Source organism: Janthinobacterium sp. PLB04 (assembly GCF_021165895.1).
GTDB lineage: Bacteria > Pseudomonadota > Gammaproteobacteria > Burkholderiales > Burkholderiaceae_D > Janthinobacterium > Janthinobacterium lividum.
Genome location: NZ_CP088968.1, coordinates 65,205 through 90,338, shown reverse-complemented (window position 1 = coordinate 90,338; position 25,134 = coordinate 65,205). Strand labels below are relative to the sequence as shown.

Sequence of the window (25,134 nt, the reverse complement as noted above, 5' to 3'; positions counted from 1 at the left end):
GGATGGCGTGACGGCAAGCCTTGGCAGCAGGATTTTTACCAATATTTAAAAAATGAATAGAGCAAAAGGCAATTTTCCCTTGTGGCAACTCGGTGTTTGAAAATATACTCGTTGGATATTTAGCCGTACGGCAACAAAGCTGCCATTCTGGCAAGCGCCAGCGTACGCGCCACCCAGTGTTTAGATGAAAAGAGATGCCAATTGAAATGCCTTTCCTGCCAGGCCGAGAATAAGCCGGGCGCAAAATTCTGCTCTTCCTGCGGCACGACGTTTGCCGCCGCTCCTGCCGCCGCCCCGCTGCTAGGTAAAGCCTGTGGCCAATGCGGCCATGACTGCAAGCCCGATGCCAAGTTCTGCCCCAAGTGCGCATTCAGCTTTGCCGTGGCGCCAGTGGCGTCGCCGGCACCGGCTCTTGAGCCGATTATTGAGCCCATTCCTGAGGTTGTTCCTGAGCCGATTCCTGAACCAGTGCGTGTGTTCGTTCCTGAGCCCGTGCCTGTGGCAGAAGTGGTCGCGGAAGCTGTCCCGGAACCGATTCCCGTTTCCATCCCGGCGCCTGTCGCGCCGCCGCCACCGCCCGTGCTGGAAAAGCGCCGTGCCGATCCCGTGCCTGCACCGGAACCAGAAGCCACGCCCGCACCCGTGGCAGACAGCGTTCCCGACACGCCGGTTGACAGCCAACCGGGCGGCAACCGCATGAAATTGGTCGCCGCAGCCGTCGCCGCGGTGGTGCTGCTGGGCGGTGCGGGCGCTTACTATTTCTTGTCCGGCAAGCCGGCTGCACCGGCATCCGAACCCGTTCCAGCCTTGCCCGCGCTGGAGGACCCTGCGCCTGCCGCCGAGCAGCCGCTGGCCATCAGCGACCCTGCGCTCGATGGCGCCACGACGGCCGATTTTGCCGCGACACCTGCCGCGGCTGCGGACGAACCCGCGCCAGTACCGGCGGCAGCGCCTGCACCGGTGCCTGCTCCGGCACCCGAGCCGGCACCGACACCCGTCGTGGAAAAACCAGCCAAGCCCGTCAAGGTGACCCCGCCACCGGCGCCTGTCAAACAGACGACCGGCCTGGAAAGCGTCATCACGGAGAGCCTGTCGGAAGCGAGCCACTGCATGAGCCAGCGTAAATACGACTGTGCCATTGCCAACGCGAATGCCGTGTTGCGCATGGACACGGGCAACCGCTACGCGCTCGATATCAAGCGCAAGGCGAAAGAAGCGCAGGACAAGGCGCTGTCGCAAATTCAGATCGAGTAAACCGCTGCTTGCCTCCCCACTATTTTGATCCTCCTGGAGAATGACGTGAAAAACTTGAAACAAATTGCCAAGCCCATGGTGGCGATGTTGGTCGTGTCCTCGATGCTGGCCGGCTGCGCCGCGCCGGGCGGCCCTGGCGCCACCGGCAATACCACCACCGCAGGCACGGAAGCGGCCAGCGGCGAATGCAATACGGCCATGCTGGCCGGCATCGGCGCCGTCGTGGGCGGCTTGCTGGGCGGCGGCAACAATACCGTGCGCGGCGCGGCACTGGGTGCCAGCCTGGGTGCGCTTGCCTGCGTGGCCTTGAATTATCAAAGCCAGCAAGTCAAGACGGCGCAGCAGGTGCAGACCGACTACAAGGTGGCCAACAAGGGCAAGCTGCCCGAGCAGTCGACCCTGGTGAAGTACGAGACGGGCTTTACGCCATCTTCCGTGCGTCCGGGCCAGAAGGCGCAGACCAATTCGTATATCGAAGTGGCGGCCGGCACGCGCGATCCGAACCCGCTGGTGGAAGAGGAATTGAGCCTGTACAAGCCAAATGGCGAGCTGATCAAGACTGTGCGCAAGGTCGTCAGCAGCAATAACGGCAGCGGCGCCTACAAGGGCGGCTTCTCGATTCCCATGCCGGAAGGCGTGCCGCAGGGCATTTACCCGGTGCGCACGGCCCTGTACCTGAATAGCAAGCGCGTCGGCGGCCAGGACGTCAAGCTGCAGATCGTCCAGCGCCAGGCGCCCGCGAGCGAGCTGCAACTGGCGCTCGCCTACTAACACCTTGGTACCACGGGGCGGCCCGGCAGGCCGCTCCATTCCCGATTCATTTCCACTAGGCTTTACATGACCACTTCCACCGAAGCACATAACCCTCTTCCCTTTTCTTCCGCCGTGGGCTCGCTGATCGAAGCGACCGATGCCATCAAGAACTTCCGCGCGATTGCCCTGCTGGCCCTGACCTTCATCGGCGCCGTGCTTGTCGGTGGCGTGCTGGCGACGCTTGCCGGCGGCATGAGCAGTCCGCTGCTGGCCTTTTTCGGCGGCTTGATGGCCTTCCTCGTGATGTTTTACGGTTCCAACGCCGTGGGCATCCTGCTGATGCGCGATGCGCAAGGCCAGCCGGGCATGAGTCTGGTGGATGCCGTGCTCGTTTCGCTGTACACGAGCCATCGCCTGATCGCGGTCGTCTTCCTTGAATTCCTGATCGTGCTGGCGGCCATGATCGCCATCGCCATTATCTTGTTCGTCTGCAAGATTCCCGTGCTCGGCCCCGTGCTGTACACGGTTGTTTTCCCGCTGTCGGCCATCGTGCTGGGCGTGCTGGTGTTTGCGCTGTTCTACGTGATGCTGCCGCTGGCCGGTCCTGCCGCCTGGTCGGGTGCCAGCGTGTTCCAGATCATTGCCCGCCTGAACCTGATCGTGCGCACCAAGCTGGTGTCCGTGATTTTGCTGGAAGTGCTGCTGTTCCTGATCACCTCGTTTGTGGCCCTGCTGATCTTTGGCGTGCTCGGTACCGGCGTGTCGCTGACCAGCGGCATGTCCGCAGGCATCCTGGGCCTGGGCGGCCAGATGAACATGTATTCCCTGGCTTCGGGTCTGAGTGGCGGTTCCGGCTACATCATCGCAGCCGGCCTGGGCGGCGGCTTGCTGCTGGCGGCCGCGGCCGTAGTGCCTGGCCTGATCTTTACCAAGGGCGTGTGCATCATTTACCTGAACGCTACGCGCAATGTCGATTTCAGCGCCTCCGAAGCAAGCCTGAACGACGGCCTGGCGACGGTCAAGAAAAAAGCCGAGGAAGCGCGTGAACGTGCGCGCGCCCTGGCCGAGCAGGCGACTGCCCCAGCCGCATCTGCCACGCCGGCTGCCGCACCTGTTGACAGTCTGCAATGCCCAAGCTGCAAGGCACCGGTCGCGTCCGATGACGTGTTCTGCGGCGAATGCGCGCATAAACTCAAGTAAGGCATACCATGGCTCACTTCTGCACCAAATGCGGCACCGCCTATGTCCCCGGCGCGCGCTTCTGCGATGAATGCGGCAAGGCCGTGAACGCCGCAGCAGCCGCGCCGGCGCCCGCCGTGCCGGCCAGGCCGGCTGGTGTGCAGCGGCGCCACCTCATCCTTGCCGGCGGTGCGCTGGCGGTGCTCATCGTGGCCGGTGGCGCCCTGGCGTGGCTGCTGGCGCCAGAGGCGGCCTCGGCCAGCAGTTTCAGCCGCGCCATCGATACCCACCTGGCGGCCGACGAGGCGGTGCGCGACAAGCTGCTGTGCCTCACCAACTTGCCGTACCAGAAGGAAGAGATCCGCGTGGCGTCGTATGACAGTTCAACCCGGCAATGGCTGGATATTCTCGTGCGTAGCGGACTGTACAGCGCTCCCGTGGAACAAAGCAGCGGTGGCTGGGTTGCGCAATCGCAATTTGTCTACGCGCTGGCTGCCCCGGGCAAGGCGGCCTTGCGCGGCGACAAGCTGTGCGTGGCCAAGGGCCTGAAAGTGGCCAAGGTCAGCGGCTACGACCAGGTGCGCGACCTGGGCGCACAGCAAGTGGCGATGGCCAAGGCCACCCTGGCATTGACCGATGAGGCGGCATGGTTCGCCAAGTCGGCGGACCGCGCGCTGATCCTGCAACGCTTGCCGGATGGCGACCTGGAAGTGCGGTTGCCGCTGGCGCTGGTCGACAAGCAATGGCAAGTCATCGACGAAGCGCAGATGAGCCAGGCGGCCATGACCGGTGTGATAGGCACAGCGCCGGCCGGGCAGGGCGCCGGCATGCTGGACAAGCTGAAGAGCGCGTTCCGCTTTGGCGGCCACCCGGCGGTAGGGAAATGGCAGGCGGCGATGGGCAATGTCCTGGAATTTACAAGTGACAGCGTGATCAATAACGGGACGTCGACCAAGGCCACCTTCACCACCAAGGGCAATACCGTGACGATCGCGCCGGAAGGCGCGGGCGAGGCGGCCATGGACATTATCGTCAGCGACGATGGCAGCACGGCGCAGATCAGCATGGGCGGCATGCGGGTGACGACCCTGCGGCGCATGCGCGATTAAGTCCTGATCCAGGCGGTGCAGCTTGCCGCCTTGTATCCTTCGCGGAGCCCGGCCATGCCGGGCTTTTTTACGCTTCTCATCCGGCGGCGCAGCGAATGATTTATCTTGACATCAAGATAGTTCGCGCCCACACTCGCTTTATCTTAATATCGAGATAGTTGTATGGCCTCTTTCTCCGTCCGTCCCGCCTGGGGCGACATTCTGCTCACGGCGCTGGCGCCCCTGATCTGGGGTTCCACGTACATCGTCACGTCCGAACTGCTGCCGCCGGACCGGCCCTTCACGGCGGCCCTGATCCGCGTGCTGCCGGCCGGCTTGCTGTTGCTGCTGGTCATGCGGCGCCTACCCGCGCGGCGCGACTGGATCCGCGTACTGCTCCTGTCCGCGCTGAATATCGGCGTGTTCCAGGCCCTGCTGTTCGTGGCCGCCTACCGCTTGCCGGGCGGCCTGGCGGCCGTGGTGGGGGCCATCCAGCCGCTACTGGTGATGGGCCTGGCCTGGGGTGTGGAAGGGCGCCGTCCGGCCCGCCTGGCCTTGCTTGCCAGCGTGCTGGGTGTGGCCGGCATGGGCGTTTTATTGTTGTCGCCGCGCACGGTATGGGAACCCGTCGGCATCGCCGCCGCGCTGGGCGGCACGGCGTGCATGGCGGCCGGCACCTATCTGACGCGGCGCTGGAAGCCGGACTTGCCCGTGCTGGCGCTGACGGGCTGGCAATTACTGCTCGGCGGCCTGATGCTGGCGCCCGTCGCCTGGCTGGCCGACGCACCGCTGCCGGCCTTGTCGCTGCAGCAAGTATTGGCCTACGCCTATCTGTGCCTGGCCGGCGCCCTGCTGGCGTATGCGCTGTGGTTCCGCGGCATCGCCAGGCTGTCGCCCGTGGCCGTCTCCTCGCTGGGACTGCTCAGTCCCCTGATGGCCGTCGTGCTGGGCTGGGCCTTGCTGGGCCAGGCCATGACGGGCTGGTCGATGCTGGGCTTGCTGCTGGTACTGGCCAGCGTGCTGGCCGTGCAGTGGGCCAGCGCCCGTCCCGCAACAAAGTCCTGACATCCGCGCATTTCCCCTCGGCAGGCTGATCGCATCAGCCTGTCCCTTTCCCTCTGGGCGCTGCCTTTTTGCTGCACCGCACATACAGTTTTGCTTGCACTGGTATGGGGCATTGAGGCACTATTCGCTTCGCGCAAACGTTTGCGCGCAACGAATTTCCTAAAAAGCATGCAGTACACGTGCTTGACCAACAACTCTGGAGACGCTCATGACATCCCGTATTCGCCTGAAAATGATTGCCGCCGCTGTCCTCGTGTGTGCCTTGCCCGCCGTGCCGGCGATGGCGCAGACGCCAGCCAAACCAAAGGTGGCCTTGGTGATGAAGTCGCTCGCCAATGAATTTTTCCTGACCATGGAAAATGGCGCCAAGGCGCATCAGAAGGCCAATGCCGCCAAGTACGACTTGCTGTCGAACGGCATCAAGGATGAAACGGATACGTCGAGCCAGATCAAGCTGGTCGAGCAAATGATCGTTTCGCGCGTCAACGCGCTGGTGATCGCGCCGGCCGACTCGAAAGCGCTGGTGCCGGTGCTGAAGAAAGCCATCGACGCGGGCATCATCGTCGTCAATATCGACAACAAGCTCGACGCGGGCGCCCTGAAAGAGAAGGGCATTTCCGTGCCATTCGTCGGCCCGGACAACCGCAAGGGCGCCAAGGTGGTCGGCGATTACCTGGCCCAGCAGATCAAGAAGGGTGACCCCGTCGGCATCATCGAAGGCGTGTCGACCACCTACAACGCGCAGCAGCGTACTCTGGGCTTCCAGGACGCCATGAACGCGGCCGGCGCCAAGGTCGTCAGCGTGCAGTCGGGCCAGTGGGAAATCGCCCCCGCCAACACGGTGGCGGCCGCCATGCTGAACGCCAATCCGAATATCAAGGCTTTGCTGTGCGGTAACGACAACATGGCCATCGGCGCCATTTCCGCCATCAAGGCGGCCGGCAAGACGGGCAAAGTGCTCGTCGTCGGCTACGACAACATCAACGCCATCAAGCCGATGCTGGCCGATGGCCGCGTGCTGGCTACCGCCGACCAGTTCGGTTCGCAGCAAGCCGTGTTCGGCATCGAGACCGTGCTGAAAGCCCTGGCGCAGAAGAAGAAACAGGCCGAGCTTGGTGGCGTCATCGAAACCAAGGTCGAACTGGTCGCCAAGGGCGCCAAGTCCTGATCGTTTGATCCCGCCGGGGCCGGCGCCTGCGTACTCACCGAGTAGGCGGCGCCGGCCCCGCCGCCACTACCGCGGAGTTTTATCATGCCCACCGACATTTCACCGGCGCCAGCCGCCATCCCCTTGTTAACGCTCGACAACATCGGCAAGTCCTATGTCGGCCCCGTCCTCGGTGGCGTGGGCCTGCGCTTCGCCCCTGGCCAGGTGCTGGCGCTGACGGGAGAGAACGGCGCGGGCAAGAGCACGCTGTCGAAGATCATCTGCGGCCTGGAGCAATCCACCACGGGCACGATGCTGCTCGACGGCAAGCCTTACCAGCCCGCCTCGCGCGGCGCCGCCGAAGCGCTGGGCATCCGCATGGTGATGCAGGAACTCAATCTGATTCCCACCCTGTCGATCGCGGAAAACCTGTACCTGAAAAACCTGCCGCAGCGTTTCGGTTTCATCGACCGTACGCGCCTGGAGCGCGACGCGCGCGAACAGATGGAGAAAGTCGGCCTGGGCGGCCTCGATCCGTGGACTTTGGTCGGCGAACTGGGCATCGGCCACCAGCAGATGATCGAGATCGCGCGCAATCTGATCGGCGCCTGCCGCCTGCTGGTGCTCGACGAGCCGACGGCCATGCTGACGCACCGCGAAGTGGAATTGCTGTTCCTGCAAATCGAACGCCTGAAAGCCGACGGCGTGTGCATCATCTATATTTCCCACCGCTTGGAAGAACTCAAGCGCGTGGCCGACCGCATCGCCGTGCTGCGCGATGGCCAGCTCGTGTGCGACGACGATATCGCGGGCCACTCCGCCGCCGACCTGGTCAGCCTGATGGTGGGCCGCTCGGCCGATGATGCCGTCGACCTGAGCGGGCGCACCATCGGCGCGCCGCTGCTGCGCGTGCGGGGCTTGGCGCGCGGCAAGGTCGTCAACCCGACCTCGTTTGACTTGCGCGCCGGCGAAATTCTCGGCATCGCCGGCCTGATCGGCTCGGGCCGCACGGAATTGCTGCGCCTGATCTTTGGCGCCGACCGCGCCGACGCGGGCGAGGTGTTCCTCGGCGACAGCGCGACGCCCGCCGCCTTGCACTCGCCGCAGGCAGCAGTGAAAGCCGGCATCGCCATGATCACGGAAGACCGCAAGGGCCAGGGCTTGTTGCTGCGCCAGTCGATTGCCGTCAACACGACCCTCGCGTCGCTCGATACCGTCAGCGGCGCCGGCTGGCTCAACGATACGGCCGAAGCATCGGTGGCCGACGACTACATCCAACGCCTGGGCATCCGCTCGCGCAACAGCGCGCAAACGGTGGCCGAGCTGTCCGGCGGCAACCAGCAAAAGGTGGTGATCGCCCGTTGGCTGTACCGCGACTGCCCCGTGATGCTGTTCGACGAGCCCACGCGCGGCATCGATATCGGCGCCAAGTTTGATATTTATCAGGTGCTGGCCGAACAGGCGCGCCAGGGCAAGGGCCTCGTCATCGTCTCGAGCGACTTGCGCGAACTGATGCTGATCTGCGACCGCATCGCCGTCATGAGCGCGGGCAGCATCGTCGACACCTTCGAGCGCGGCGCCTGGAGCCAGGACGCCCTGCTGTCGGCCGCCTTCTCCGGCTATTTGACCCCCACTTCCACTCCAGCTGCGGCCTGATCGCCGGAAAGATTCCCATGACCACCAATTCCTCTCCTTCGTATCTGCAGCGCAGCCTGGCCGACCTGAAAAACTATGCGGGCCTGATCGGCGCCCTGGTCGCCATGTGCGTGCTGTTCTCGTTTGCCAGCGAAAACTTCTTTACCCTGGCCACCTTGAGCACCCTGTCGAACAACATCCCGACCCTGGTGGTGATGGCTGTCGGCATGACGTTCGTGCTGATCATCGGCGGCATCGATTTATCGGTCGGTTCCGTGATGGCGCTGGCCGCTTCCGTGCTGTCGCTGGCCGTCGTGCATTGGGGCTGGCCCGTGTGGAGCGCGGCCCTGCTGGGCATGTTCGTCGCGGCCCTGTGCGGCGCCACCACGGGCTTGATTTCCGTCGGCTGGCGCATTCCCTCGTTCATCGTGTCCCTGGGCGTGCTGGAAATGGCACGGGGCCTCGCGTATCAAGTAACGAACTCGCGCACAGAATACATCGGCAGCGCCGTTGACGGCATCAGTTCGCCGATCGCCTTTGGCCTGTCGCCCGCTTTCATCGCCTCGATCGCCATCGTTGTCATCGGCCACCTGGTGCTCACGCGCACGGTGCTGGGACGCCACTGGATCGGCATCGGCACGAATGAAGAAGCCGTGCGTTTGTCCGGCATCAATACAAAACCGTCGAAAGTACTGGTGTTTGCCTTGATGGGCTTTCTCGCCGGCGTGGGCGCGCTGTTCCAGGTGTCGCGCCTGGAAGCGGCCGACCCGAACGGCGGCGTAGGCATGGAATTGCAAGTGATCGCCGCCGTCGTGATCGGTGGCACGAGCCTGATGGGTGGGCGCGGTTCCGTCATCAGCACCTTTATCGGCGTATTGATCATTTCCGTGCTGGAAGCGGGCCTGGCGCAAGTGGGCGTGTCCGAACCCGTGAAACGCATCGTCACGGGCCTGGTGATCGTCGCGGCCGTGGTGCTCGACACCTACCGCCGCCGCGGCGAACGCGCCTAAGCGCCACATCGCCCATGGCAACCATCAAGCAAGTGGCGCAGGCGGCGGGGGTGTCGTTTACCACCGTCTCGCACGTCCTCAACAATACCCGCCCCGTCAGCGACGAGGCGCGCCGCGCCGTGCTGGCGGCGGCGGAGCAATTGCATTACGTGCCCAGCGCGCTGGCGCGTTCCCTGCGCAGCCGCAGCACGGGCACTATCGGCCTGATCATTCCGAATAATACGAACCCGTATTTCTCGGAAGTGGCGCGCGGCATCGAGGACAGTTGCTACGCGGCCGGCTACAGCGTGATCCTGTGCAATTCCGATGACGACCCCGTCAAGCAGCGCGACTATCTGAACGTGCTGCTGACCAAGCGCTGCGACGGCCTGATTCTGTCCGCGCTGGCCGACAGCGATGGCGAATTGCTGCGCAAGATGAAGGTGCCGGCCGTGCTGCTCGACCGCGCGCCCAGCGACCTGTCCATCGATGCGGTGGCGGTCGACAACCGCGCCGGCGGCGTGCTGGCCGCGCGCCATCTGCTGGAGCTGGGACGCCGGCGCCTCGCCTGCATCGCCGGTCCCCGTGAAGTGAGCATCTCGAATGACCGCATAGCCGGCGTGCGTAGCGCCATGGCGGACGCGGGCGTGGCTCTGGCCGATACGCTGTGCCGCCATGGCGATTTTACGAGCGCGGGCGGCTATGCGGCCGCGCTGGACTTGCTGGCGCTGCCGCCAGGCCAGCGCCCCGACGCCTTGTTCTGCTGCAATGACTTGATGGCCTTCGGCGCCTTGCGCGCCGCCGCCGAGCGCGGGATTGCCGTGCCTGGCGAACTGGCCGTCGTCGGCTTCGACGATATCGACCTGGCCAGCTTCGTGCATCCGGCCTTGACCAGCGTGGCGCAAAATACGCGCGAGCTGGGCCGCATCACGGCCGCCTGCCTGCTGGCGCGCATCGCCGATCCCGCCTTGCCGCGCCAGCAGCGCAGCATTGCCCCGGAACTGCACGTGCGCGGCTCCAGCGCGGCCGTCACGCTACCTTCTTCCGCACCTACTTCTTCACCTGCAACTGAACTGATGGGAATGACATCATGATCGTGGTTATCGGCAGCATCAATATGGACCTGGTCTTGCGCGTGCCGCGCATGCCCCTCCCCGGCGAAACCCTGACGGGCGGCGCTTTTCGAACCATTCCTGGCGGCAAGGGCGCCAACCAGGCCGTCGCCTGCGCGCGCCTGAGCGGCAAAGTGGCGGGCGCCCAGCAAGTGGCCATGGTAGGCTGCGTGGGCGACGACGCGTTCGGTACCACCTTGCGCGCGGCGCTGGTGGGCGACGGCATCATCGACAGCCACATCACCACCTTGCCGGGCGTGGCATCCGGCATCGCTTCCATTCTGGTGGACGACAATGGCCAGAACAGCATCGTCATCGCCGGCGGCGCCAACGATCTGCTCAGCCCTGCGCACATCGACGCGGCGCAAGGCTTGATCGAACAGGCGGATATTGTCGTGCTGCAGCTGGAAACGCCGATGGCCACCGTTGTGCACGCGATCAAGCTGGCCCGTTCGCTGGGCAAGACCGTGGTGCTGAACCCGGCCCCGGCCGCCAGCCTGCCGGAAGGCGTGCTGGAACTGGTTGACTACCTGATCCCGAATGAAATCGAAGCGGCCATGCTGGCCGGCGTCAGCCCGGAAGGCGCGGATGCCAAGGCGCTGGCCGCCGCGCTGCAAAAGCTGGGCAGCGACAACGTCATCATCACCCTGGGTTCCAAGGGCGTGCACGCGGCCCTGTACGGCGGCGACTTCACCTTCCCCGCCGAAGTGGTGAAAGCCGTCGACACGACGGCCGCCGGCGACACCTTCATCGGCGGTTTTGTGGCAGGCCTGGCCTCCGGCATGGACGAGGCGGAAGCGATCCAGCAAGGCCAGCGCGCGGCTGCCTGGAGCGTCACCAAGCCCGGCGCGCAAACGTCGATCCCCCACTTGCACGAGCTGTTCTAACGACACCACGCCCATGAAAAAATCACCGCTGCTCAATATCGCACTGTCGCAACTGATCGCGTCGCTGGGCCATGGCGACATGCTCGTCATCGGCGACGCGGGCTTGCCGTCGCAACCGGGCGTGCCCCTGATCGACCTGGCCCTGACGCGCGGCATCCCCGGCTTCATCGATACCGTCAACACGGTATTAAGCGAAATGCAGGTGGAATACCATTTGCTCGCCAGCGAGTTGCCGCAGCATAATCCGGCCATGGCGGCGCAGGTGGCGGCCCTGGCTTTGCCCGATGCGCGCCAGGTGACGCACGACGAGTTCAAGCAATTGAGCAAGGGCGCGCGCGCCATCGTGCGCACGGGCGAGTGCAGTCCGTACGCCAACGTGATTTTGGTGGCCGGCGTCGTGTTCTAGCGCAAACAAACGCGAAATTGTTTGCCAAAAACATCAACGCTATTGTCCTCACTGAAATAATTATCCATCGGCAAAAGGGGCGGCTACAATAGCCTTACCCCTGCCAGCTCGGCAGCTTCCTGTGGTGTTCCGCCATGCCGATGAAAGCCCCCGACGCTTTCCGCTTTGTCTTGCCGCTCGCCGGCAGGCTGGCGCACGGCTGGCGCTGCTTTTTCCTCCTGCTGCTGTGCCTGGCCACACCAGCCCGGGCGCTGGAACCCGTTACCCTGCAACTCAATTTCACGCACCAGTTCCAGTTTGCCGGCTATTATGCGGCCATCGAGCAAGGCTATTACCGCGAGGCGGGGCTGGAGGTGAAGCTGGTCGAAGGCGGTGGCGGACGGCTGGTCGAGGCGGCCGTGCTGGCGGGCCAGGCCGAGTATGGCGTGGGCAACAGCAGCTTGTTGCTCAGCCGGCTGGCGGGCAAGCCCGTGGTGGTGCTGGCCGTGGTGTTCCAGCATTCGCCCAGCGTGCTGCTGATGCGCCAGCATGGCGGCGCGCCCGACGTGCGCAAGCTGGTGGGGGCGCCCGTCATGATCGGTGCGGCCACCGACGTGGCGCTTGCAGCCGATGAAGTGTCGCTGTTCCTGGCGAAAATGGGCGTCGCGCCGCAGCAGATGCGCCACTTGCCGCCCAGCTATCGTATCGAGGATTTGATCGATGGCAAGGTCGATGCGATTGCCGCATATTCCACCAACGAACCGGATTACCTGGACCGGGCGGGCTTTTCCTACTACCAGTTTACGCCGCGCACGGCCGGCATCGATTTCTACGGCGACAACTTGTTTACCAGCGAGCACGAAATGCGCCGCCATCCCGAGCGTGTCAAAGCGTTCCGTGCTGCCAGCTTGCGCGGCTGGCAATATGCGATGGCGCACCGCGAGGAAATGGCGCGCGTGATCCTTGCCAAGTACAGCCAGCGCCACGACCGCGCGCACCTGTTGTACGAGGCGCAGCAGATGGAATTGCTGCTGCAGCCCGTGCTGGTGGAGCTTGGCTACATGAATCCCCAGCGCTGGCAGCACATCGCCGACACGTATGCCAGCATGGGCGTGCTGCCGCGCAATGCCACGGACAGCCGCGTCTACAAGGGGTTTTTGTACCGTGCCGTGCCAGGCGCCGATCTGGGCTGGCTGTACCTGTCGCTGGGCCTGGCGGGCAGCTTGCTGGCCGTGTCGGCCGCCTTTCACTTCAACAACCTGGCGCGCGAGCGCCGCCGCACGGAGGACACCATCCGCCAGGGAGAATTGCGCTTTCGCACCATGTTCGAGGAAGCGCCCATGGGCATCGCCCTGATCGATACCGTGAGCGGACAGTTTCTCGACATTAATCCGCGCTACCTGGCCATCAGCGGGCGCAGTCTGGAACACATGAAGCAAACGAGCTGGATGGAGATCAGCCATCCCGACGATGTGGCCGGCGAGCAAGAGCAGGTGGCGCAGTTGCTGGCGCGCAGCCTGCAGGGCTTTCGCCATGCCAAGCGCATCGTGCGGCCCGATGGCGGCGTGGTGTGGGTCGACGCTTCCGTGACGGCCATCGCCACGACGCGTCACGGTGGCCCGCACCACCTGTGCATGCTGGAAGACGTGACGGACAAGCGGCAAACGGAAGCGCTGATCTGGCAGCAAGCCAATTTCGATACCCTGACGCAATTGCCGAACCGGCGCATGTTCCACGAACGCCTGCGCCAGGCGCTGGCCCAGGGGCGGCGCGATGCGAGCCGCGTGGCCATCTTGTTCATCGACCTCGACCACTTCAAGGAAGTCAACGACACCCTGGGCCACCACCAGGGCGATATCTTGCTGATCGAGGCGGCGCGGCGCATCCGCGTGGGCGTGCGCGAGACGGATACGGTGGCGCGCCTGGGTGGTGATGAATTCACGGTAATCCTGTCCGACCTTGATGATCTGCAGCAAGTTGACCGCATCGCGCGGCAGATACTCGACGGCTTGCTGGCGCCGTTTCTGCTGGGACAGGAGCAGGCGTTCGTCTCGGCCTCGATCGGCATCACCCTGTATCCGGACGACGCGGGCACGATCGAGGACTTGCTCAAGCAGGCGGACCAGGCCATGTATGTGTCGAAAGGGGCGGGGCGCAACCGCTACAGTTACTTTACGCCTGCCATGCAGGTGGCGGCCGTCAACCGCATGCGCATGGGGGCGGATTTGCGCACGGCCCTGCGCGAACAGCAGATGCAGCTGTATTACCAGCCCATCGTCGAGCTGCATAGCGGCAAGCTTGCCAAGGCGGAAGCCTTGCTGCGCTGGCACCATCCGCAGCGGGGTGTGGTCTGCCCGCCGGATTTCCTGGCGCTGGCCGAAAGCAGCGGCCTGATCGTGGAGATCGGCGACTGGGTGCTGCACACGGCGGCCGCGCAACTGCTGCACTGGCGCGCGCAGGGCCATGCCATCGGTTTGCCGGGGCTGCAACTGTGCCTGAACCAGTCGCCGCTGGAGCTGCAGCGCGAAGTGGAGGCGCCCGGCACCTGGCTGCGCCAACTGATGGCGCTCGATGTGCCGGCCTCGGCCATCGTGCTCGACATGCGCGAAGATGTACTTTTACCTAGCGGCAATAGCATGGCGCCCCGCCTGCAGCACTTGCGCGAAGCGGGCCTGCAGATCGCCCTCGACGACTTCGGCAGCGGCCATGCCTCGCTGACGCAGCTGCAGCAGTGCGGCATCGATTACCTGAAGCTCGATGGCGTGCTGGTGCGCAAGCTGGCGCCCGGTGCCAGCGAACTGGTGCTGTGCGAAGCCATCGTCACCATGGCCCACAAGCTGGGTTTGCAGGTCATTGCCGAAGGGGTGGAGACCGAAGAGCAGCGCGCCCGGCTGCTGGAGATCGGCTGCGATTTTGCGCAAGGCGAGCTGTTTGCGCCGCCGCTGACCATCGAAGCGTTCGATGCCCTGCTGCACGCGCAGCGGCCCTTGCACCCTTGAAACAGGCGTCGCCGGCCACCAGATCTGACGCAAGCCTGCGGGACAGGGCTCCCGGCTTGAACGGGCTTATACTCGACGGGCTGGCGCCTGCGCCCGGCTTTGCTGTCACCGGTACCTACACCGGGTGCGCAGGCAATATTTCTTCCATTCACTCAACTCGAGGTGACCTCATGGGCATTTTCAGCAATATCTACAACAAGATCTTCCACCATTCGTCCGACGCTGCCCCGGCAGCCACGCCGGCCGCCGCCACGACAGCACCTGCCGCAGCACCGGCGGCCGCACCTGCACCTGCTGCGCCAGCGGCTGCCGTGCCCGTGGTGGACGTGGAAGTGGTGCTGGTCGACCTGGCCAGCAAGAACGCGGAAAAACTCAATTGGCGCACATCCATCGTCGACCTGATGAAACTGCTTCAACTCGACAGCAGCCTGGCTTCGCGCAAGGAACTGGCGCAAGAGCTGCATTTCACGGGCGACACCAATGATTCGGCCAGCATGAATATCTGGCTGCACCGCCAGGTGATGATCAAGCTGGCGGAAAACGGCGGCAAGGTACCGGACGAACTGAAGAACTAAACACCTGGCGGTGGCAGGGGTATCCACTGTCACCGCTATCCAATCCTGTGGGAACTGCCTATCATGGAGTTCCCATGGCGTCGTGATAGCTAAAACTAATTGAAACTATTGTGACAATCAATTTTGCATATGGAATAAAACCCCTTACACTAGGGTCTTACTGATTCACCACACGAGAGGAAATGACTATGTCGCTCATCAATACCCAAGTTAAACCATTCAAGGCAACCGCATTCCACAATGGCAAATTCGTCGACCTGACGGAAGCGTCGCTGAAAGGCAAGTGGTCGGTATTCGTGTTCTACCCAGCCGACTTCACCTTCGTTTGCCCAACCGAACTGGAAGATCTGGCCGATCACCACGCTGAATTCCAGAAGCTGGGCGTCGATGTCTACGGCATCTCGACCGATTCGCATTTCGCGCACAAAGCATGGCACGACACCTCGGACGCGATCAAGAAAGTGCAATACGCACTGATCGGCGACCCAACCGGTACCCTGTCGCGCAACTTCGAAGTCATGATCGAAGAAGAAGGCATGGCACTGCGCGGTACTTTCGTCATCAACCCGGACGGTTTCATCAAAGTACTGGAAGTGCATGACAACGGCATCGGCCGTGACGCATCGGAACTGTTGCGCAAAGTTAAGGCAGCTCAATACGTTGCCGCTCACCCAGGCGAAGTTTGCCCAGCCAAATGGACGGAAGGCGCAGCAACCCTGACCCCATCGCTGGACCTGGTTGGCAAGATCTAAGTCTCGATGCAGCACGTAGCAAACAAGTAGTTACCGCGATGCCGGACCGGGCGTCCGGCCCGGCATTCGCCTAAATATTTGTAAAGGAAGAAAAAATCATGTTAGATGCAACCCTCAAAACCCAACTGAAATCCTACCTGGAAAAAGTGGTGTATCCGCTTGAGCTGGTCGCCTCTCTCGATGACAGCGCAAAAGCCCGCGAGATGAAGGAATTGCTCCAGGAGATAGTCCTGTTGAGCGACAAGATCACGCTGGTCGAGCGCCTTGACGCTGGCGTACGGGCCCCGTCCTTCAGCATCAACCGTACCGGCTCCGACATCGGCGTGCGTTTCGCCGGTGTGCCGCTGGGCCACGAATTTACCTCGCTGGTGCTGGCGCTGCTGCAAGTGGGCGGCCACACCATCAAGTTCGACGACGCCGTGATCGAGCAGATCCGCAACCTCGACGGCGATTACGAGTTTGAAACATTTATTTCGCTCTCCTGCCATAACTGCCCGGAAGTGGTGCAGGCATTGAATGCCATGGCTGTGATCAACCCGCGCATCAAGGTCACCACCATCGATGGCGGCGTATTCCCGAAAGAAGTGGAAGCGCGCCAGATCATGGCCGTGCCGATGATGTTCCTGAATGGCGAACACTTTGGCCAGGGACGCACGAATGTCGAGGAAATCCTCGCCAAGCTCGACACCAACGCCGGTGCACGCCAGGCGGAAGCGTTGAACAAGAAAGACGTCTTTGATGTACTGATCGTCGGCGGCGGCCCTGCCGGCGCGGCAGCGGCCATCTACGCGGCCCGCAAAGGCATCAAGACGGGCGTGCTGGCCGAGCGTTTCGGCGGCCAGGTGCTCGACACCCTTGCCATCGAGAATTTTATTTCGGTCAAGGAAACGGATGGTCCGAAGTTCGCCATGGCGCTGGAACAGCACGTCAAGGAATACGAAGTCGACATCATGAACACCCAGCGCGCCGCGAAATTGACGCCAGGCAAGTTGGTGCAGATTGAAACGGCCAATGGCGCCATCTTGAAAGCCAAGACCGTCATCCTCGCCACTGGTGCCCGCTGGCGCGAAATCAACGTGCCGGGCGAGAAGGAATACCGCAACCACGGTGTCGCCTACTGCCCGCACTGCGATGGTCCGCTGTTCAAGGGCAAGCGCGTGGCCGTGATCGGCGGCGGCAACTCGGGCGTGGAAGCGGCGATCGACCTGGCCGGCCTGGTGAAGCACGTGACCCTGATCGAATTCGGCGCGGAACTGCGCGCCGATGCGGTGCTGCAACGCAAGCTGCACAGCTTGCCTAACGTGACCGTGATCACGTCGGCGCAAACCACCGAAATCCACGGCGACGGCAAGATCGTCAATGGCCTGAGCTACACGGACCGGGTCAGCGGCGAGTCGAAAAAGGTCGAGCTGGAAGGCGTCTTCGTGCAAATCGGCCTGGTGCCGAACACGGAGTGGCTGAAAGGCACGGTAGCGTTATCGCGCCACGGCGAAATCGAAGTCGATGCACGTGGCCAGACTTCGATCCCCGGCGTGTTTGCGGCCGGCGACGTCACCACGGTGCCGTACAAGCAGATCATCATCGCCACCGGCGAAGGCGCCAAGGCAGCTTTGTCCGCCTTTGACCACCTGATCCGCTCGGATGACGAGGAAGTGGTCGAAGAGTCTGCCGCCAAGGAAGCACTGACGGCGTAACTATTGAGCCGTATCAAAAAAAACCGGAACGCCGCAAGGTGGTTCCGGTTTTTTTATGGGCGCAGGAGATCAGCTACCCGCGTACAGGGGATTGCCGGCCACATACACTTGAATCCCATCGACGGGCATGTCCTTCGGCGCGATGTCGGCCAGGGCGAAGACGGTCTTGTTGCTGAAGGTTTGCACGTGCCACGTAAAACGCTGGCCGGCGCGCGCGATGGTGACGGTTTCGCCGTGCGTGACGTTGATGTGGCGCGTGTCGGGCTGCAGGTCGATGCTGCGCTGGGCGGCGGCGTGCGGGGCGCTGCTGCCATAGTCGGCGGGCGTGCCTGTCGGACCGGCCGCGATGGCCGAGGCGGCGAAGGCGGCGCACAAAATCGCCAGGGCGCTGCGGTGGGTGTTCAACATAGTAATCTCCAAGAATAAGCCTGGCGCGGTGAATAAGCGCGCCGTGTTATGGGTAATGGCTGCACCGGGATCGCCGGATTTTGCAACACGGCATCGTAAGCTGTCCTTGGTCGATCTGCAAAGCTGTATTTCCTGTCTATATTTCCACCGTGGCTGCCAGCGGCACATCCGGCGCCAGGTGGCTGGTCAGCACGATGCACTGGCGCGCCAGGCGGGCCGGATCGGCCAGGCGCGCGCGCAGGTGCAGCATGGCCGCCGCATCGAGGCCGTTGAACGGTTCATCGATCAGCAGCAGGCGCACGGGCAAGGCCAGGGCCAGCGCCAGTTGCAGTTTTTTATGCTGGCCCAGGGACAGGGCGTTGATGCTTTGCTGCAAGGTCGACGTCATGGCAAACGCGCTCAGCTCGTCGTTCAGCAGGGACTGGTCGCTGCCCGGATACAGGGCCAGGTGCAGGTCGAGAAATTCGTGCACTTGCAGCCAGGGCAGGGCTGGCACGTCGCCGCCACAATAGAAGGCTTGCGCGCGGTAGGCCAGCGGCATGAAGCCGCTGTCGATACCGTCCAGGCGGATGGCGCCGCGCGCGGGCAGCAGGGCGCCGCCTGCCAGCTTCAGCAAGGTCGTCTTGCCGGCCCCGTTCGCGCCGCGCAGCCAGGTGATGCCGGGGCCGAATTGCAGATTGCAGCCCTGGAAGACGCTGTGCGTGGGGAAGTGGAAATCGAGGTGTTCGATCTGCAGGGTGGGGGACGACAGGTTCAATTCCATAATTCGCTTCCGATGGCGCTCAAGGCAAGGATGGACAGGATGACGAGGGCGACACGCCCGCGCGCCGTGAGGCGGGGCAGGCCAACGATGGCCAGCAGGGCCAGGCTGGCGGTGATGGCGTAGACGCCGGTGACGCGCCGCTGGAGGGCGGCGGGATCGGTGGCGTACAGCAAGACGGCGCCTGCCAGCAGCACGGCAAACGGCGGCAGCAGGCTGGCCGCGCAAGCCAGGCGCGTCAAGGCCGTGCTGGCCATGGGCCAGGCGTTCAGCGTGGGGCGCAGCACGGCGATCTGCTCGCGCACGGCCTTGTCGCCCCGGTCCGTCAGAATGACCAGGCTGGCGCTGGCCAGCAAACCGAGCAGTGGCGCAGGCACGAGCGGTGTGTGCAGCAGCCAGGCCAGCATGCTGGTTCCAGCCGTGGCCAGCAGCACGCTTTGCTGCAGGCCGATCACATTGTCATTGCGCCAGAACGGCAGCCAGAACAGCTGACGCCACAGGAACACCGTGCGCCAGCGGGGCCGTTGCGGCACATACGCGGTCATCGTTGGCGGGCGTGCCCTTTGTGTGGGCTGCGGCGCGCGCAGGCGCTGCGCCACGATGAGCGTTGTCAACAGCCAGGCCAGCAGCCAGACGGTGATGGTGGCAGCGATGCCGGGCGCGGCAATCGGGCGCAGCCAGGGAGGCGACTGCGCCAGCCAGATGCTGGCCGAGACGGCATAGGCGAGGCCCAGCGGCAGCATCAGCAGTCCGGCCACGGCGACGTCGGCTTGCCAGCGCAGGCGCGGCGGCAAGGGCAGCTGGCGCAGCCAGGCGGCGAGGGGGGCCGGCAACAATCGCTTGCGCAGCAGCCAGGCGGGCAGGCATGTGAGCAACGCTTGCCCGCCCAGCAGGCCCAGGGCGGCGGGCCAGGGCAGGCCCACGGCGAGAAAGCCGGGCAAGGCGATGACGCTGAGCAAGCCCAGCAAGACGGGGCCGGCCAGGAAAAAGAAGATTTCCATGGAACTGGTCAGGCTGGCGGCAAATTGCAGCAAAGCATGATGGGCCAGGCGCAGCCGCAGAGCGATATAGGGATGAGTACTACGGGGCAAGCGCATCAAGGCAGGAGCGGCAGAGTCAGCAAGAGCGCTGATTCTAGTGCATTTGCGCTCCCAGAATGGGAAAAGCCCTTCGGTTCTGGGAACCAAAGGGCTTTTCTTTTATTGGCGGAGCGGACGGGACTCGAACCCGCGACCCCCGACGTGACAGGCCGGTATTCTAACCAACTGAACTACCACTCCAAGCTCGTATGATCTGTGTTGCTGATCCATGAAGCACTGGATAATTTTCTGTATTGGTGGTGGGTGCTGAGAGGCTCGAACTCCCGACCTACGCCTTGTAAGGGCGCCGCTCTACCAACTGAGCTAAGCACCCGCATACCCAGAAAACTATCCCGACGTTTGTCACCACGTCTGGAAGAGGCACTATTATAGGGGGCGCTTTCGTGCTTGTGCAACTATTCTTATGGGATAAAAGCTTTTTTTTGCTGAAAAACGCAAAAATATTCGGGGCGAGGGAGGGTTGACGCTTTTTCTGCTTCTGAAATGGGAAAAGCCCTTCGGTTCAGAGAACCAAAGGGCTTTTCTTTTATTGGCGGAGCGGACGGGACTCGAACCCGCGACCCCCGACGTGACAGGCCGGTATTCTAACCAACTGAACTACCACTCCAAGCTCGTATGATCTGTATTGCTGATCCATGAAGCACTGGACAGTTTTCTGATTTGGTGGGTGCTGAGAGGCTCGAACTCCCGACCTACGCCTTGTAAGGGCGCCGCTCTACCAACTGAGCTAAGCACCCGTTGCTTGTCTCAGAAAACCATCCCGACGTTTGTCACCACGTCTGGAAGAGGCGCTATTATAGGACGGGCGAAATCCTTCTGCAAGCGCTTTTTTCACTTTACTCTGTAATACCCCATTGCGACAGCATCCACGCCATATTGAACGCATTCTCGGCGATGGCGTTATAGCGGCCCGAGGCGCCGCCGTGGCCGGCGCCCATATTTGTTTTCAGCAGCAGGGGATTGCCATCCGTTTTATACGCGCGCAGCTTGGCCACATACTTGGCCGGTTCCCAGTACATGACCTGGCTGTCGTTGAGGCCCGTCGTCACCAGCATGGCTGGGTAATTCTTGCGCGCAATGTTGTCGTACGGCGAGTAGCTGAGCATGTAATCGTAGGCCGCCTTCTGGTTCGGGTCGCCCCATTCCAGGTACTCGCCCGTCGTCAGCGGCAGGCTGGCGTCCATCATGGTGTTCATCACGTCGACAAACGGCACGGCCGCATGCACGGCGTGGAACAGGTCCGGGCGCATGTTGACGACGGCGCCCATCAGCAAGCCGCCCGCGCTGCCGCCCTGGATGATCAGGCGGTTCGGGCTGGTCCATTTTTCGCGCACCAGGTAGTCGGCGCTGTCGATGAAGTCATTGAAGGTGTTTTTCTTCTTCATCAGCATGCCGTCTTCATGCCAGGCTTCGCCCATGTCCGTACCGCCACGGATATGCGCCTGCGCATAGATGACGCCACGGTCCAGCAGGCTGATGCGGCTGATGGCAAAACTGGCTTCCGTGGAAATGCCATACGAACCATACGAGTACAGCAGCAGCGGCGCGGAACCGTCGAGCTTGACGCCTTTCTTGTAGACGATCCACAGCGGTACTTGCACGCCATCGCGCGCCTTCACCCACAGGCGCTGCGTGGTGTAGCGGCTGCCGTCAAAGCCGCCGACGATTTCCTGCTGCTTCAGCACCGTGCGCTTGCCGTCTTGCATGCTGACGTCGATGATGGTGGGCGGCGTGACGGGCGACTGGTAGGACATGCGAAATTGCGTGGAGGAAAATTCCGGCGTACCGACGGAGGTCGCCAGGTAGACGGGGTCGTCGAACTGCACCGTTTTCCAATTTTTATGCGCGAAATCAAGGATGCGCGCGCGGTTCAGGGCACGGGCCTTTTCCATCACCACCAGGTAGCCCTGGAAGACGTCGATGGACTGGATCACGGCATCCTTGTTGTGCGGCACGACGGTCTTCCAGTTCTTCGGCTGCGGCGCGGACAGCGGCGCGCTGACGACACGGAAATTCTTCGCCTCCTTGTTGGTCAGAATATACAGCTGGCCATCGCGGTGCTCGATGCCGTAGCGGTGGCCTTTTTCACGTTTCAGCACGGATTGAAAGGTGCCTTGCGGCGTGCTCGTTGGCAGCAGCAGCACTTCGCTCGTATCCGTGCTGCGCGCGGTGAGCACAAAGTAGCGATGGTCGCGCGTGCGGCTTACGCCGATGGCGAACTGTTCCACCGGCTCGTGGTAGACCTGCTGCAAGGTGCCGCCCAGCGGCAGGCGGAACAATCGGTCCGCGCGCTTGGTGGTGGCGTCTTCCTGCGTCAGCATCAGGGTCGCATTGTCCGCCGCCCAGGCCAGGGACGTGACTCGAGGCATGGTATCGCCCAGCAACTTGCCCGTCTTCAAGTCCTTGACATGCAGCTCGTACTGGCGGAAACCCGTCGTGTCGGTAGTGTAGGCCAGCAACTGTTCATTCGGGCTGATGCTGAATGCCCGCACGGCAAAGAACTTCTGGCCTTCGGCCAATTGATTCTGGTCCAGCAAGATTTCCTCAGCCGCCTGCGCATCGTAGGCGCCGTTCGTGCCGACGGGGCGGCGGCAGTGAATCGGGTATTGTTTGCCCGCTTCCGTGCGCGTGTAATAGTAGAAATTGCCCTGGCGCGCAGGCACGGACAGGTCCACTTCCTGCATGCGGCCCTTGACCTCCGCAGTCACCTTGTCGGCCAGCGGCTGGATCGGGGCCGTGACGGCGGCCGTGTAGGCGTTTTCCGCATTCAGGTAATCGATCACGGCAGGATCGGTTTTCTTTTGCAGCCAGCGGTAGTCGTCCGTGACGACGGTGCCGTGGCGCGTTTCCTGCCAGGCTGTCTTGGCGGCGACAGGCGCGTTGGCGAGGGGGCTGGTGTCGGCCAGCGCGGATGGCGATAGCGTGGACAGAAGCAGGGCCGGCAGGATGGATAACCAGGCGGACCGGCGGCGCGAAGCGTGATGTGCTGTGGACAAGGCAACTCCCTAGGTTTCGTTGTTGTGCAGCGATTCTATTCTTGCTAAATAGAAAAGCCAATCATGATTTCAGTCAATACTGTCCCGGGGCTTGCATCCACGGACATTTGCAGTGATACTGTATATAATTACAGTATCCGACCGCATCCCGCCGCGAGGTGCCCTTGACCACATCTGCCCTTACATTGCCTGAAACCCGCCGCTGGATTGCCCACCTGGACATGGATGCCTTCTTTGCCTCAGTGGAACTATTAAAATATCCGGAACTGCGCGGCGAAGCCGTCGTCATCGGAGGCGGGCGCTTGCAGCAGCCCGTGTTGCAGGAAGATGGCACACGGCAGTTTGCGCGCATGCGCGATTACGTGGGGCGCGGCGTCGTCACCACGTCGACCTATGCGGCGCGCGCGTTTGGCGTGTTTTCCGCCATGGGCATCATGAAGGCGGCCAAGCTGGCGCCCGACAGCATCCTGTTGCCGGCCGACTTCGAAGCTTACCGCGAGTATTCGGCGCGCTTCAAGCAGGCCGTGGCCCAGCTGTGCCCCATCATCCAGAACGTGGGCATCGATGAAATCTATGTCGACCTGACGGAGTATGGCGAGCAGGCGCCGGCCATGGCGGCGCGCCTGAAGGCGGCCGTGTCCGAGGCGACGGGCCTGTCGTGTTCGATTGGCCTGGCCTCCAACAAATTGCTGGCAAAAATCTGTTCCGACCTGGAAAAACCGGACGGTCTCACCATTTTGCAGCCCGAGGATATCGAAGCGCGCGTGTGGCCCTTGCCGGCGAAAAAGATCAATGGCATCGGCCCGAAGGCGACGGCCAAGCTGGAGGCCCTGGGAATAGTCACCATCGGCGAGCTGGCCCGGGCCGACATGGCCATGCTGCGCACGCAGTTTGGCGACTTGTACACGGGCTGGCTGCGCCAGGCGGCGCTGGGCATCGATGACCGGCCTGTGCAGACGAGCCGGGAAACCAAGTCCGTCAGCCGCGAAACGACGTTCGAGCGCGACTTGCAGGTGGTGCGCGACCGCGCCACCCTGTCGGAAAAGCTGGAAAGCCTGTGCACGCGCGTGGCGGGCGACCTCGACAAGCAATCGCTGGCGGGTCGCACGGTGGGCATCAAGCTGCGCTTCGAGGATTTCAGCACCGTCACGCGCGACATCACCTTGCCCAGCGCCACGGCGGACGCCGCCGCCATCCTGCGCGCCAGCCGCGATTGCCTGCGGCGCGTGCCATTTGAAAAGAAAATCCGCCTGCTGGGCGTGCGCATCTCGACCTTGTCCGATCCGGCCATCGTGACGCGGCAGGCGCCGGCCCAGGCGGAGCTGTTTCCCGCCCTGTAGCGGCATTCCCCATGCATCAACAACACCGCGCCAGTCCGCGCTTTTGACGGCATTCCCGTGTCGAAAGTGTAGAATGGCGTTCCCCTGGCACTACTGAAACAAACGGAAGACAAAAACTATGTGGTTCAAGAATCTTCAGATTTACCGCCTGCCCGCACCATGGGCCTATACGCCAGAACAACTGGAAGAGGCCTTGTCCTCGAACAAATTTACGCCGGCGACCAGCATGGATCTGATGCGCCAGGGCTGGGATACGCCACGCCCGAACGGCGGCCTGGTCCACGTGGTCAACAAGCAGATGCTGATCTTGCTGGGCACGGAAAAGAAACTGCTGCCAGCGACCGTCATCAATCAGGTGGCCAAGGCCCGCGCTGCCGAGATGGAAGAAGCGCAAGGCTTTGCGCCTGGCAAGAAAGCCATGAAGGAATTGAAGGAACGCGTGGCCGACGAGTTGCTGCCGCGCGCCTTCAGCATCCGCAGCAACGTCTGGACGTGGATCGACCCCGTCAATGGCTGGCTGGTGGTCGATGCCGCCAGCCCGGCAAAGGCCGATGAAGTCATCAAGCTGCTGTTGAAAGCCGTCGACAAATTGCCGCTGGAAAGCCTGCGCGTGCAGCGCTCGCCCGTGGCGGTGATGACGGAATGGCTGCAGGCCGACGACGCGCCTGCCGGCTTCACGGTCGACATGGATACGGAATTGCGCGCCACGGGCGAAAGCAAGGCCACTGTGCGCTACGTGCGCCACACCCTGGAAGCGGACGACGTGCGCCGCCACATCGCGGCCGGCAAGCAGTGCACGCGCCTGGCGATGACGTGGAACGACAAGATTTCGTTCGTGCTGACGGAATCGCTGGCCATCAAGAGCGTCAAGCCGCTGGACGTGATCAAGGAAACGGAATCGAGCACGAAGAACGACGAAGAGCGTTTCGACGGCGACGTGATGTTGATGACGGGCGAACTGAGCAAGCTGATGGCCGACGTGGTCGAAGCCCTGGGCGGCGAAGCGACGGCGTAAG

21 protein-coding genes, 4 tRNA genes and 1 pseudogene are annotated in these 25,134 nt (G+C 63.1%); 18 read left to right on the top strand and 8 right to left on the bottom strand.

Annotation, left to right across the window (positions count from 1 at the left end; genetic code table 11):
- Positions 1-201: 201 nt before the first annotated feature.
- The 16 genes and pseudogenes from LSO07_RS28440 to ahpF all read left to right on the top strand — a co-directional run.
- A pseudogene (locus LSO07_RS28440) lies at positions 202-306 on the top strand (zinc-ribbon domain-containing protein); the annotation flags it as partial.
- Between the two features lie 168 nt (positions 307-474).
- Positions 475-1,254: a hypothetical protein gene (locus LSO07_RS00380; protein WP_151091755.1), complete on the top strand. Its 780-nt coding sequence runs from the start codon at positions 475-477 to the stop codon at positions 1,252-1,254.
- 45 nt (positions 1,255-1,299) lie between these two features.
- On the top strand, positions 1,300-2,025 hold the full coding sequence (locus LSO07_RS00375) for a hypothetical protein (RefSeq protein ID WP_139144208.1): 726 nt from the start codon (positions 1,300-1,302) through the stop codon (positions 2,023-2,025).
- 66 nt (positions 2,026-2,091) lie between these two features.
- A complete protein-coding gene (locus LSO07_RS00370) occupies positions 2,092-3,207 on the top strand; it encodes a zinc ribbon domain-containing protein (protein WP_151091753.1) in 1,116 nt (371 codons plus the stop codon).
- An 8-nt stretch (positions 3,208-3,215) separates the two neighbouring features.
- Positions 3,216-4,295, top strand: a complete 1,080-nt coding sequence (locus tag LSO07_RS00365; protein ID WP_151091751.1) for a zinc ribbon domain-containing protein — start codon at positions 3,216-3,218, stop codon at positions 4,293-4,295.
- 162 nt (positions 4,296-4,457) lie between these two features.
- A complete protein-coding gene (locus tag LSO07_RS00360) occupies positions 4,458-5,339 on the top strand; it encodes an EamA family transporter (protein WP_151091749.1) in 882 nt (293 codons plus the stop codon).
- 208 nt (positions 5,340-5,547) lie between these two features.
- Positions 5,548-6,507, top strand: a complete 960-nt coding sequence (locus tag LSO07_RS00355) for a sugar ABC transporter substrate-binding protein (protein WP_034780889.1) — start codon at positions 5,548-5,550, stop codon at positions 6,505-6,507.
- 84 nt (positions 6,508-6,591) lie between these two features.
- A complete protein-coding gene (locus LSO07_RS00350) occupies positions 6,592-8,142 on the top strand; it encodes a sugar ABC transporter ATP-binding protein (RefSeq protein ID WP_151091747.1) in 1,551 nt (516 codons plus the stop codon).
- Positions 8,143-8,159: 17 nt separating this feature from the next.
- The gene (locus tag LSO07_RS00345; RefSeq protein WP_034780885.1) at positions 8,160-9,131 is read left to right on the top strand and encodes an ABC transporter permease; all 972 of its coding nucleotides are present in this window, start codon (positions 8,160-8,162) and stop codon (positions 9,129-9,131) included.
- A 14-nt stretch (positions 9,132-9,145) separates the two neighbouring features.
- Positions 9,146-10,204 carry a LacI family DNA-binding transcriptional regulator gene (locus LSO07_RS00340; protein ID WP_151091745.1) on the top strand — a complete coding sequence of 353 codons (1,059 nt, stop codon included), beginning with the start codon at positions 9,146-9,148 and terminating at the stop codon, positions 10,202-10,204.
- Positions 10,201-11,109, top strand: coding sequence for a ribokinase (gene rbsK, locus LSO07_RS00335; RefSeq protein ID WP_034780880.1), 909 nt, complete (start codon positions 10,201-10,203; stop codon positions 11,107-11,109). The genes LSO07_RS00340 and rbsK overlap by 4 nt, the downstream gene beginning before the upstream one ends.
- A 13-nt stretch (positions 11,110-11,122) precedes the next feature.
- A complete protein-coding gene (gene rbsD / locus LSO07_RS00330; protein ID WP_034780878.1) occupies positions 11,123-11,515 on the top strand; it encodes a D-ribose pyranase in 393 nt (130 codons plus the stop codon).
- Positions 11,516-11,649: 134 nt separating this feature from the next.
- The gene (locus LSO07_RS00325; protein WP_225317131.1) at positions 11,650-14,493 is read left to right on the top strand and encodes an EAL domain-containing protein; all 2,844 of its coding nucleotides are present in this window, start codon (positions 11,650-11,652) and stop codon (positions 14,491-14,493) included.
- A 170-nt stretch (positions 14,494-14,663) separates the two neighbouring features.
- Positions 14,664-15,068 (top strand): DUF3597 domain-containing protein, encoded by a 405-nt coding sequence (locus tag LSO07_RS00320; protein WP_034780875.1) that lies wholly within the window; start codon positions 14,664-14,666, stop codon positions 15,066-15,068.
- 188 nt (positions 15,069-15,256) lie between these two features.
- A complete protein-coding gene (gene ahpC / locus LSO07_RS00315) occupies positions 15,257-15,820 on the top strand; it encodes an alkyl hydroperoxide reductase subunit C (RefSeq protein ID WP_034780873.1) in 564 nt (187 codons plus the stop codon).
- A gap of 98 nt (positions 15,821-15,918) precedes the next feature.
- Complete coding sequence (gene ahpF, locus LSO07_RS00310) at positions 15,919-17,514, top strand: alkyl hydroperoxide reductase subunit F (protein WP_034780871.1); 1,596 nt, start codon at positions 15,919-15,921, stop codon at positions 17,512-17,514.
- Between the two features lie 69 nt (positions 17,515-17,583).
- Here the strand turns inward: ahpF and LSO07_RS00305 are convergent, their stop codons facing one another.
- The 8 genes from LSO07_RS00305 to LSO07_RS00270 all read right to left on the bottom strand — a co-directional run bounded on the left by LSO07_RS00305 (position 17,584) and on the right by LSO07_RS00270 (position 22,778).
- Positions 17,584-17,922 carry a CzcE family metal-binding protein gene (locus LSO07_RS00305; protein ID WP_191909552.1) on the bottom strand — a complete coding sequence of 113 codons (339 nt, stop codon included), beginning with the start codon at positions 17,920-17,922 and terminating at the stop codon, positions 17,584-17,586.
- Positions 17,923-18,058: 136 nt separating this feature from the next.
- Positions 18,059-18,685: an ATP-binding cassette domain-containing protein gene (locus tag LSO07_RS00300; protein WP_151091741.1), complete on the bottom strand. Its 627-nt coding sequence runs from the start codon at positions 18,683-18,685 to the stop codon at positions 18,059-18,061.
- Positions 18,676-19,773, bottom strand: coding sequence for a hypothetical protein (locus LSO07_RS00295; RefSeq protein WP_225317130.1), 1,098 nt, complete (start codon positions 19,771-19,773; stop codon positions 18,676-18,678). The genes LSO07_RS00300 and LSO07_RS00295 overlap by 10 nt, the downstream gene beginning before the upstream one ends.
- Positions 19,774-19,885: 112 nt before the next feature.
- Positions 19,886-19,962, bottom strand: a tRNA-Asp gene (locus tag LSO07_RS00290).
- 57 nt (positions 19,963-20,019) lie between these two features.
- Positions 20,020-20,095, bottom strand: a tRNA-Val gene (locus tag LSO07_RS00285).
- Positions 20,096-20,312: 217 nt separating this feature from the next.
- A tRNA-Asp gene (locus tag LSO07_RS00280) sits at positions 20,313-20,389 on the bottom strand.
- Between the two features lie 54 nt (positions 20,390-20,443).
- A tRNA-Val gene (locus LSO07_RS00275) sits at positions 20,444-20,519 on the bottom strand.
- Between the two features lie 99 nt (positions 20,520-20,618).
- Positions 20,619-22,778, bottom strand: coding sequence for a S9 family peptidase (locus tag LSO07_RS00270; protein WP_151091739.1), 2,160 nt, complete (start codon positions 22,776-22,778; stop codon positions 20,619-20,621).
- Between the two features lie 185 nt (positions 22,779-22,963).
- Between LSO07_RS00270 and dinB the strand changes: the two genes are divergently transcribed.
- Together dinB and LSO07_RS00260 are read left to right on the top strand one after the other, a co-directional pair.
- On the top strand, positions 22,964-24,118 hold the full coding sequence (dinB, locus tag LSO07_RS00265; RefSeq protein ID WP_151093914.1) for a DNA polymerase IV: 1,155 nt from the start codon (positions 22,964-22,966) through the stop codon (positions 24,116-24,118).
- 118 nt (positions 24,119-24,236) lie between these two features.
- Positions 24,237-25,133: a recombination-associated protein RdgC gene (locus LSO07_RS00260; protein ID WP_034754435.1), complete on the top strand. Its 897-nt coding sequence runs from the start codon at positions 24,237-24,239 to the stop codon at positions 25,131-25,133.
- The last annotated feature ends 1 nt before the right edge of the window (position 25,134 follow it).

What these genes read in the sequence shown, in the direction of transcription:
- LSO07_RS00260 (WP_034754435.1), top strand. Translation starts at nt 24,237, where the DNA reads ATGTGGTTCAAGAATCTTCAGATTTACCGCCTGCCCGCACCATGGGCC.
- LSO07_RS00350 (WP_151091747.1), top strand. Translation starts at nt 6,592, where the DNA reads ATGCCCACCGACATTTCACCGGCGCCAGCCGCCATCCCCTTGTTAACG.
- LSO07_RS00370 (WP_151091753.1), top strand. Translation starts at nt 2,092, where the DNA reads ATGACCACTTCCACCGAAGCACATAACCCTCTTCCCTTTTCTTCCGCC.
- LSO07_RS00355 (WP_034780889.1), top strand. Translation starts at nt 5,548, where the DNA reads ATGACATCCCGTATTCGCCTGAAAATGATTGCCGCCGCTGTCCTCGTG.
- rbsD (WP_034780878.1), top strand. Translation starts at nt 11,123, where the DNA reads ATGAAAAAATCACCGCTGCTCAATATCGCACTGTCGCAACTGATCGCG.
- LSO07_RS00360 (WP_151091749.1), top strand. Translation starts at nt 4,458, where the DNA reads ATGGCCTCTTTCTCCGTCCGTCCCGCCTGGGGCGACATTCTGCTCACG.
- LSO07_RS00365 (WP_151091751.1), top strand. Translation starts at nt 3,216, where the DNA reads ATGGCTCACTTCTGCACCAAATGCGGCACCGCCTATGTCCCCGGCGCG.
- LSO07_RS00305 (WP_191909552.1), bottom strand. Translation starts at nt 17,922, where the DNA reads ATGTTGAACACCCACCGCAGCGCCCTGGCGATTTTGTGCGCCGCCTTC.
- LSO07_RS00345 (WP_034780885.1), top strand. Translation starts at nt 8,160, where the DNA reads ATGACCACCAATTCCTCTCCTTCGTATCTGCAGCGCAGCCTGGCCGAC.
- ahpF (WP_034780871.1), top strand. Translation starts at nt 15,919, where the DNA reads ATGTTAGATGCAACCCTCAAAACCCAACTGAAATCCTACCTGGAAAAA.
- LSO07_RS00340 (WP_151091745.1), top strand. Translation starts at nt 9,146, where the DNA reads ATGGCAACCATCAAGCAAGTGGCGCAGGCGGCGGGGGTGTCGTTTACC.
- LSO07_RS00300 (WP_151091741.1), bottom strand. Translation starts at nt 18,685, where the DNA reads ATGGAATTGAACCTGTCGTCCCCCACCCTGCAGATCGAACACCTCGAT.
- LSO07_RS00320 (WP_034780875.1), top strand. Translation starts at nt 14,664, where the DNA reads ATGGGCATTTTCAGCAATATCTACAACAAGATCTTCCACCATTCGTCC.
- LSO07_RS00325 (WP_225317131.1), top strand. Translation starts at nt 11,650, where the DNA reads ATGCCGATGAAAGCCCCCGACGCTTTCCGCTTTGTCTTGCCGCTCGCC.
- rbsK (WP_034780880.1), top strand. Translation starts at nt 10,201, where the DNA reads ATGATCGTGGTTATCGGCAGCATCAATATGGACCTGGTCTTGCGCGTG.
- ahpC (WP_034780873.1), top strand. Translation starts at nt 15,257, where the DNA reads ATGTCGCTCATCAATACCCAAGTTAAACCATTCAAGGCAACCGCATTC.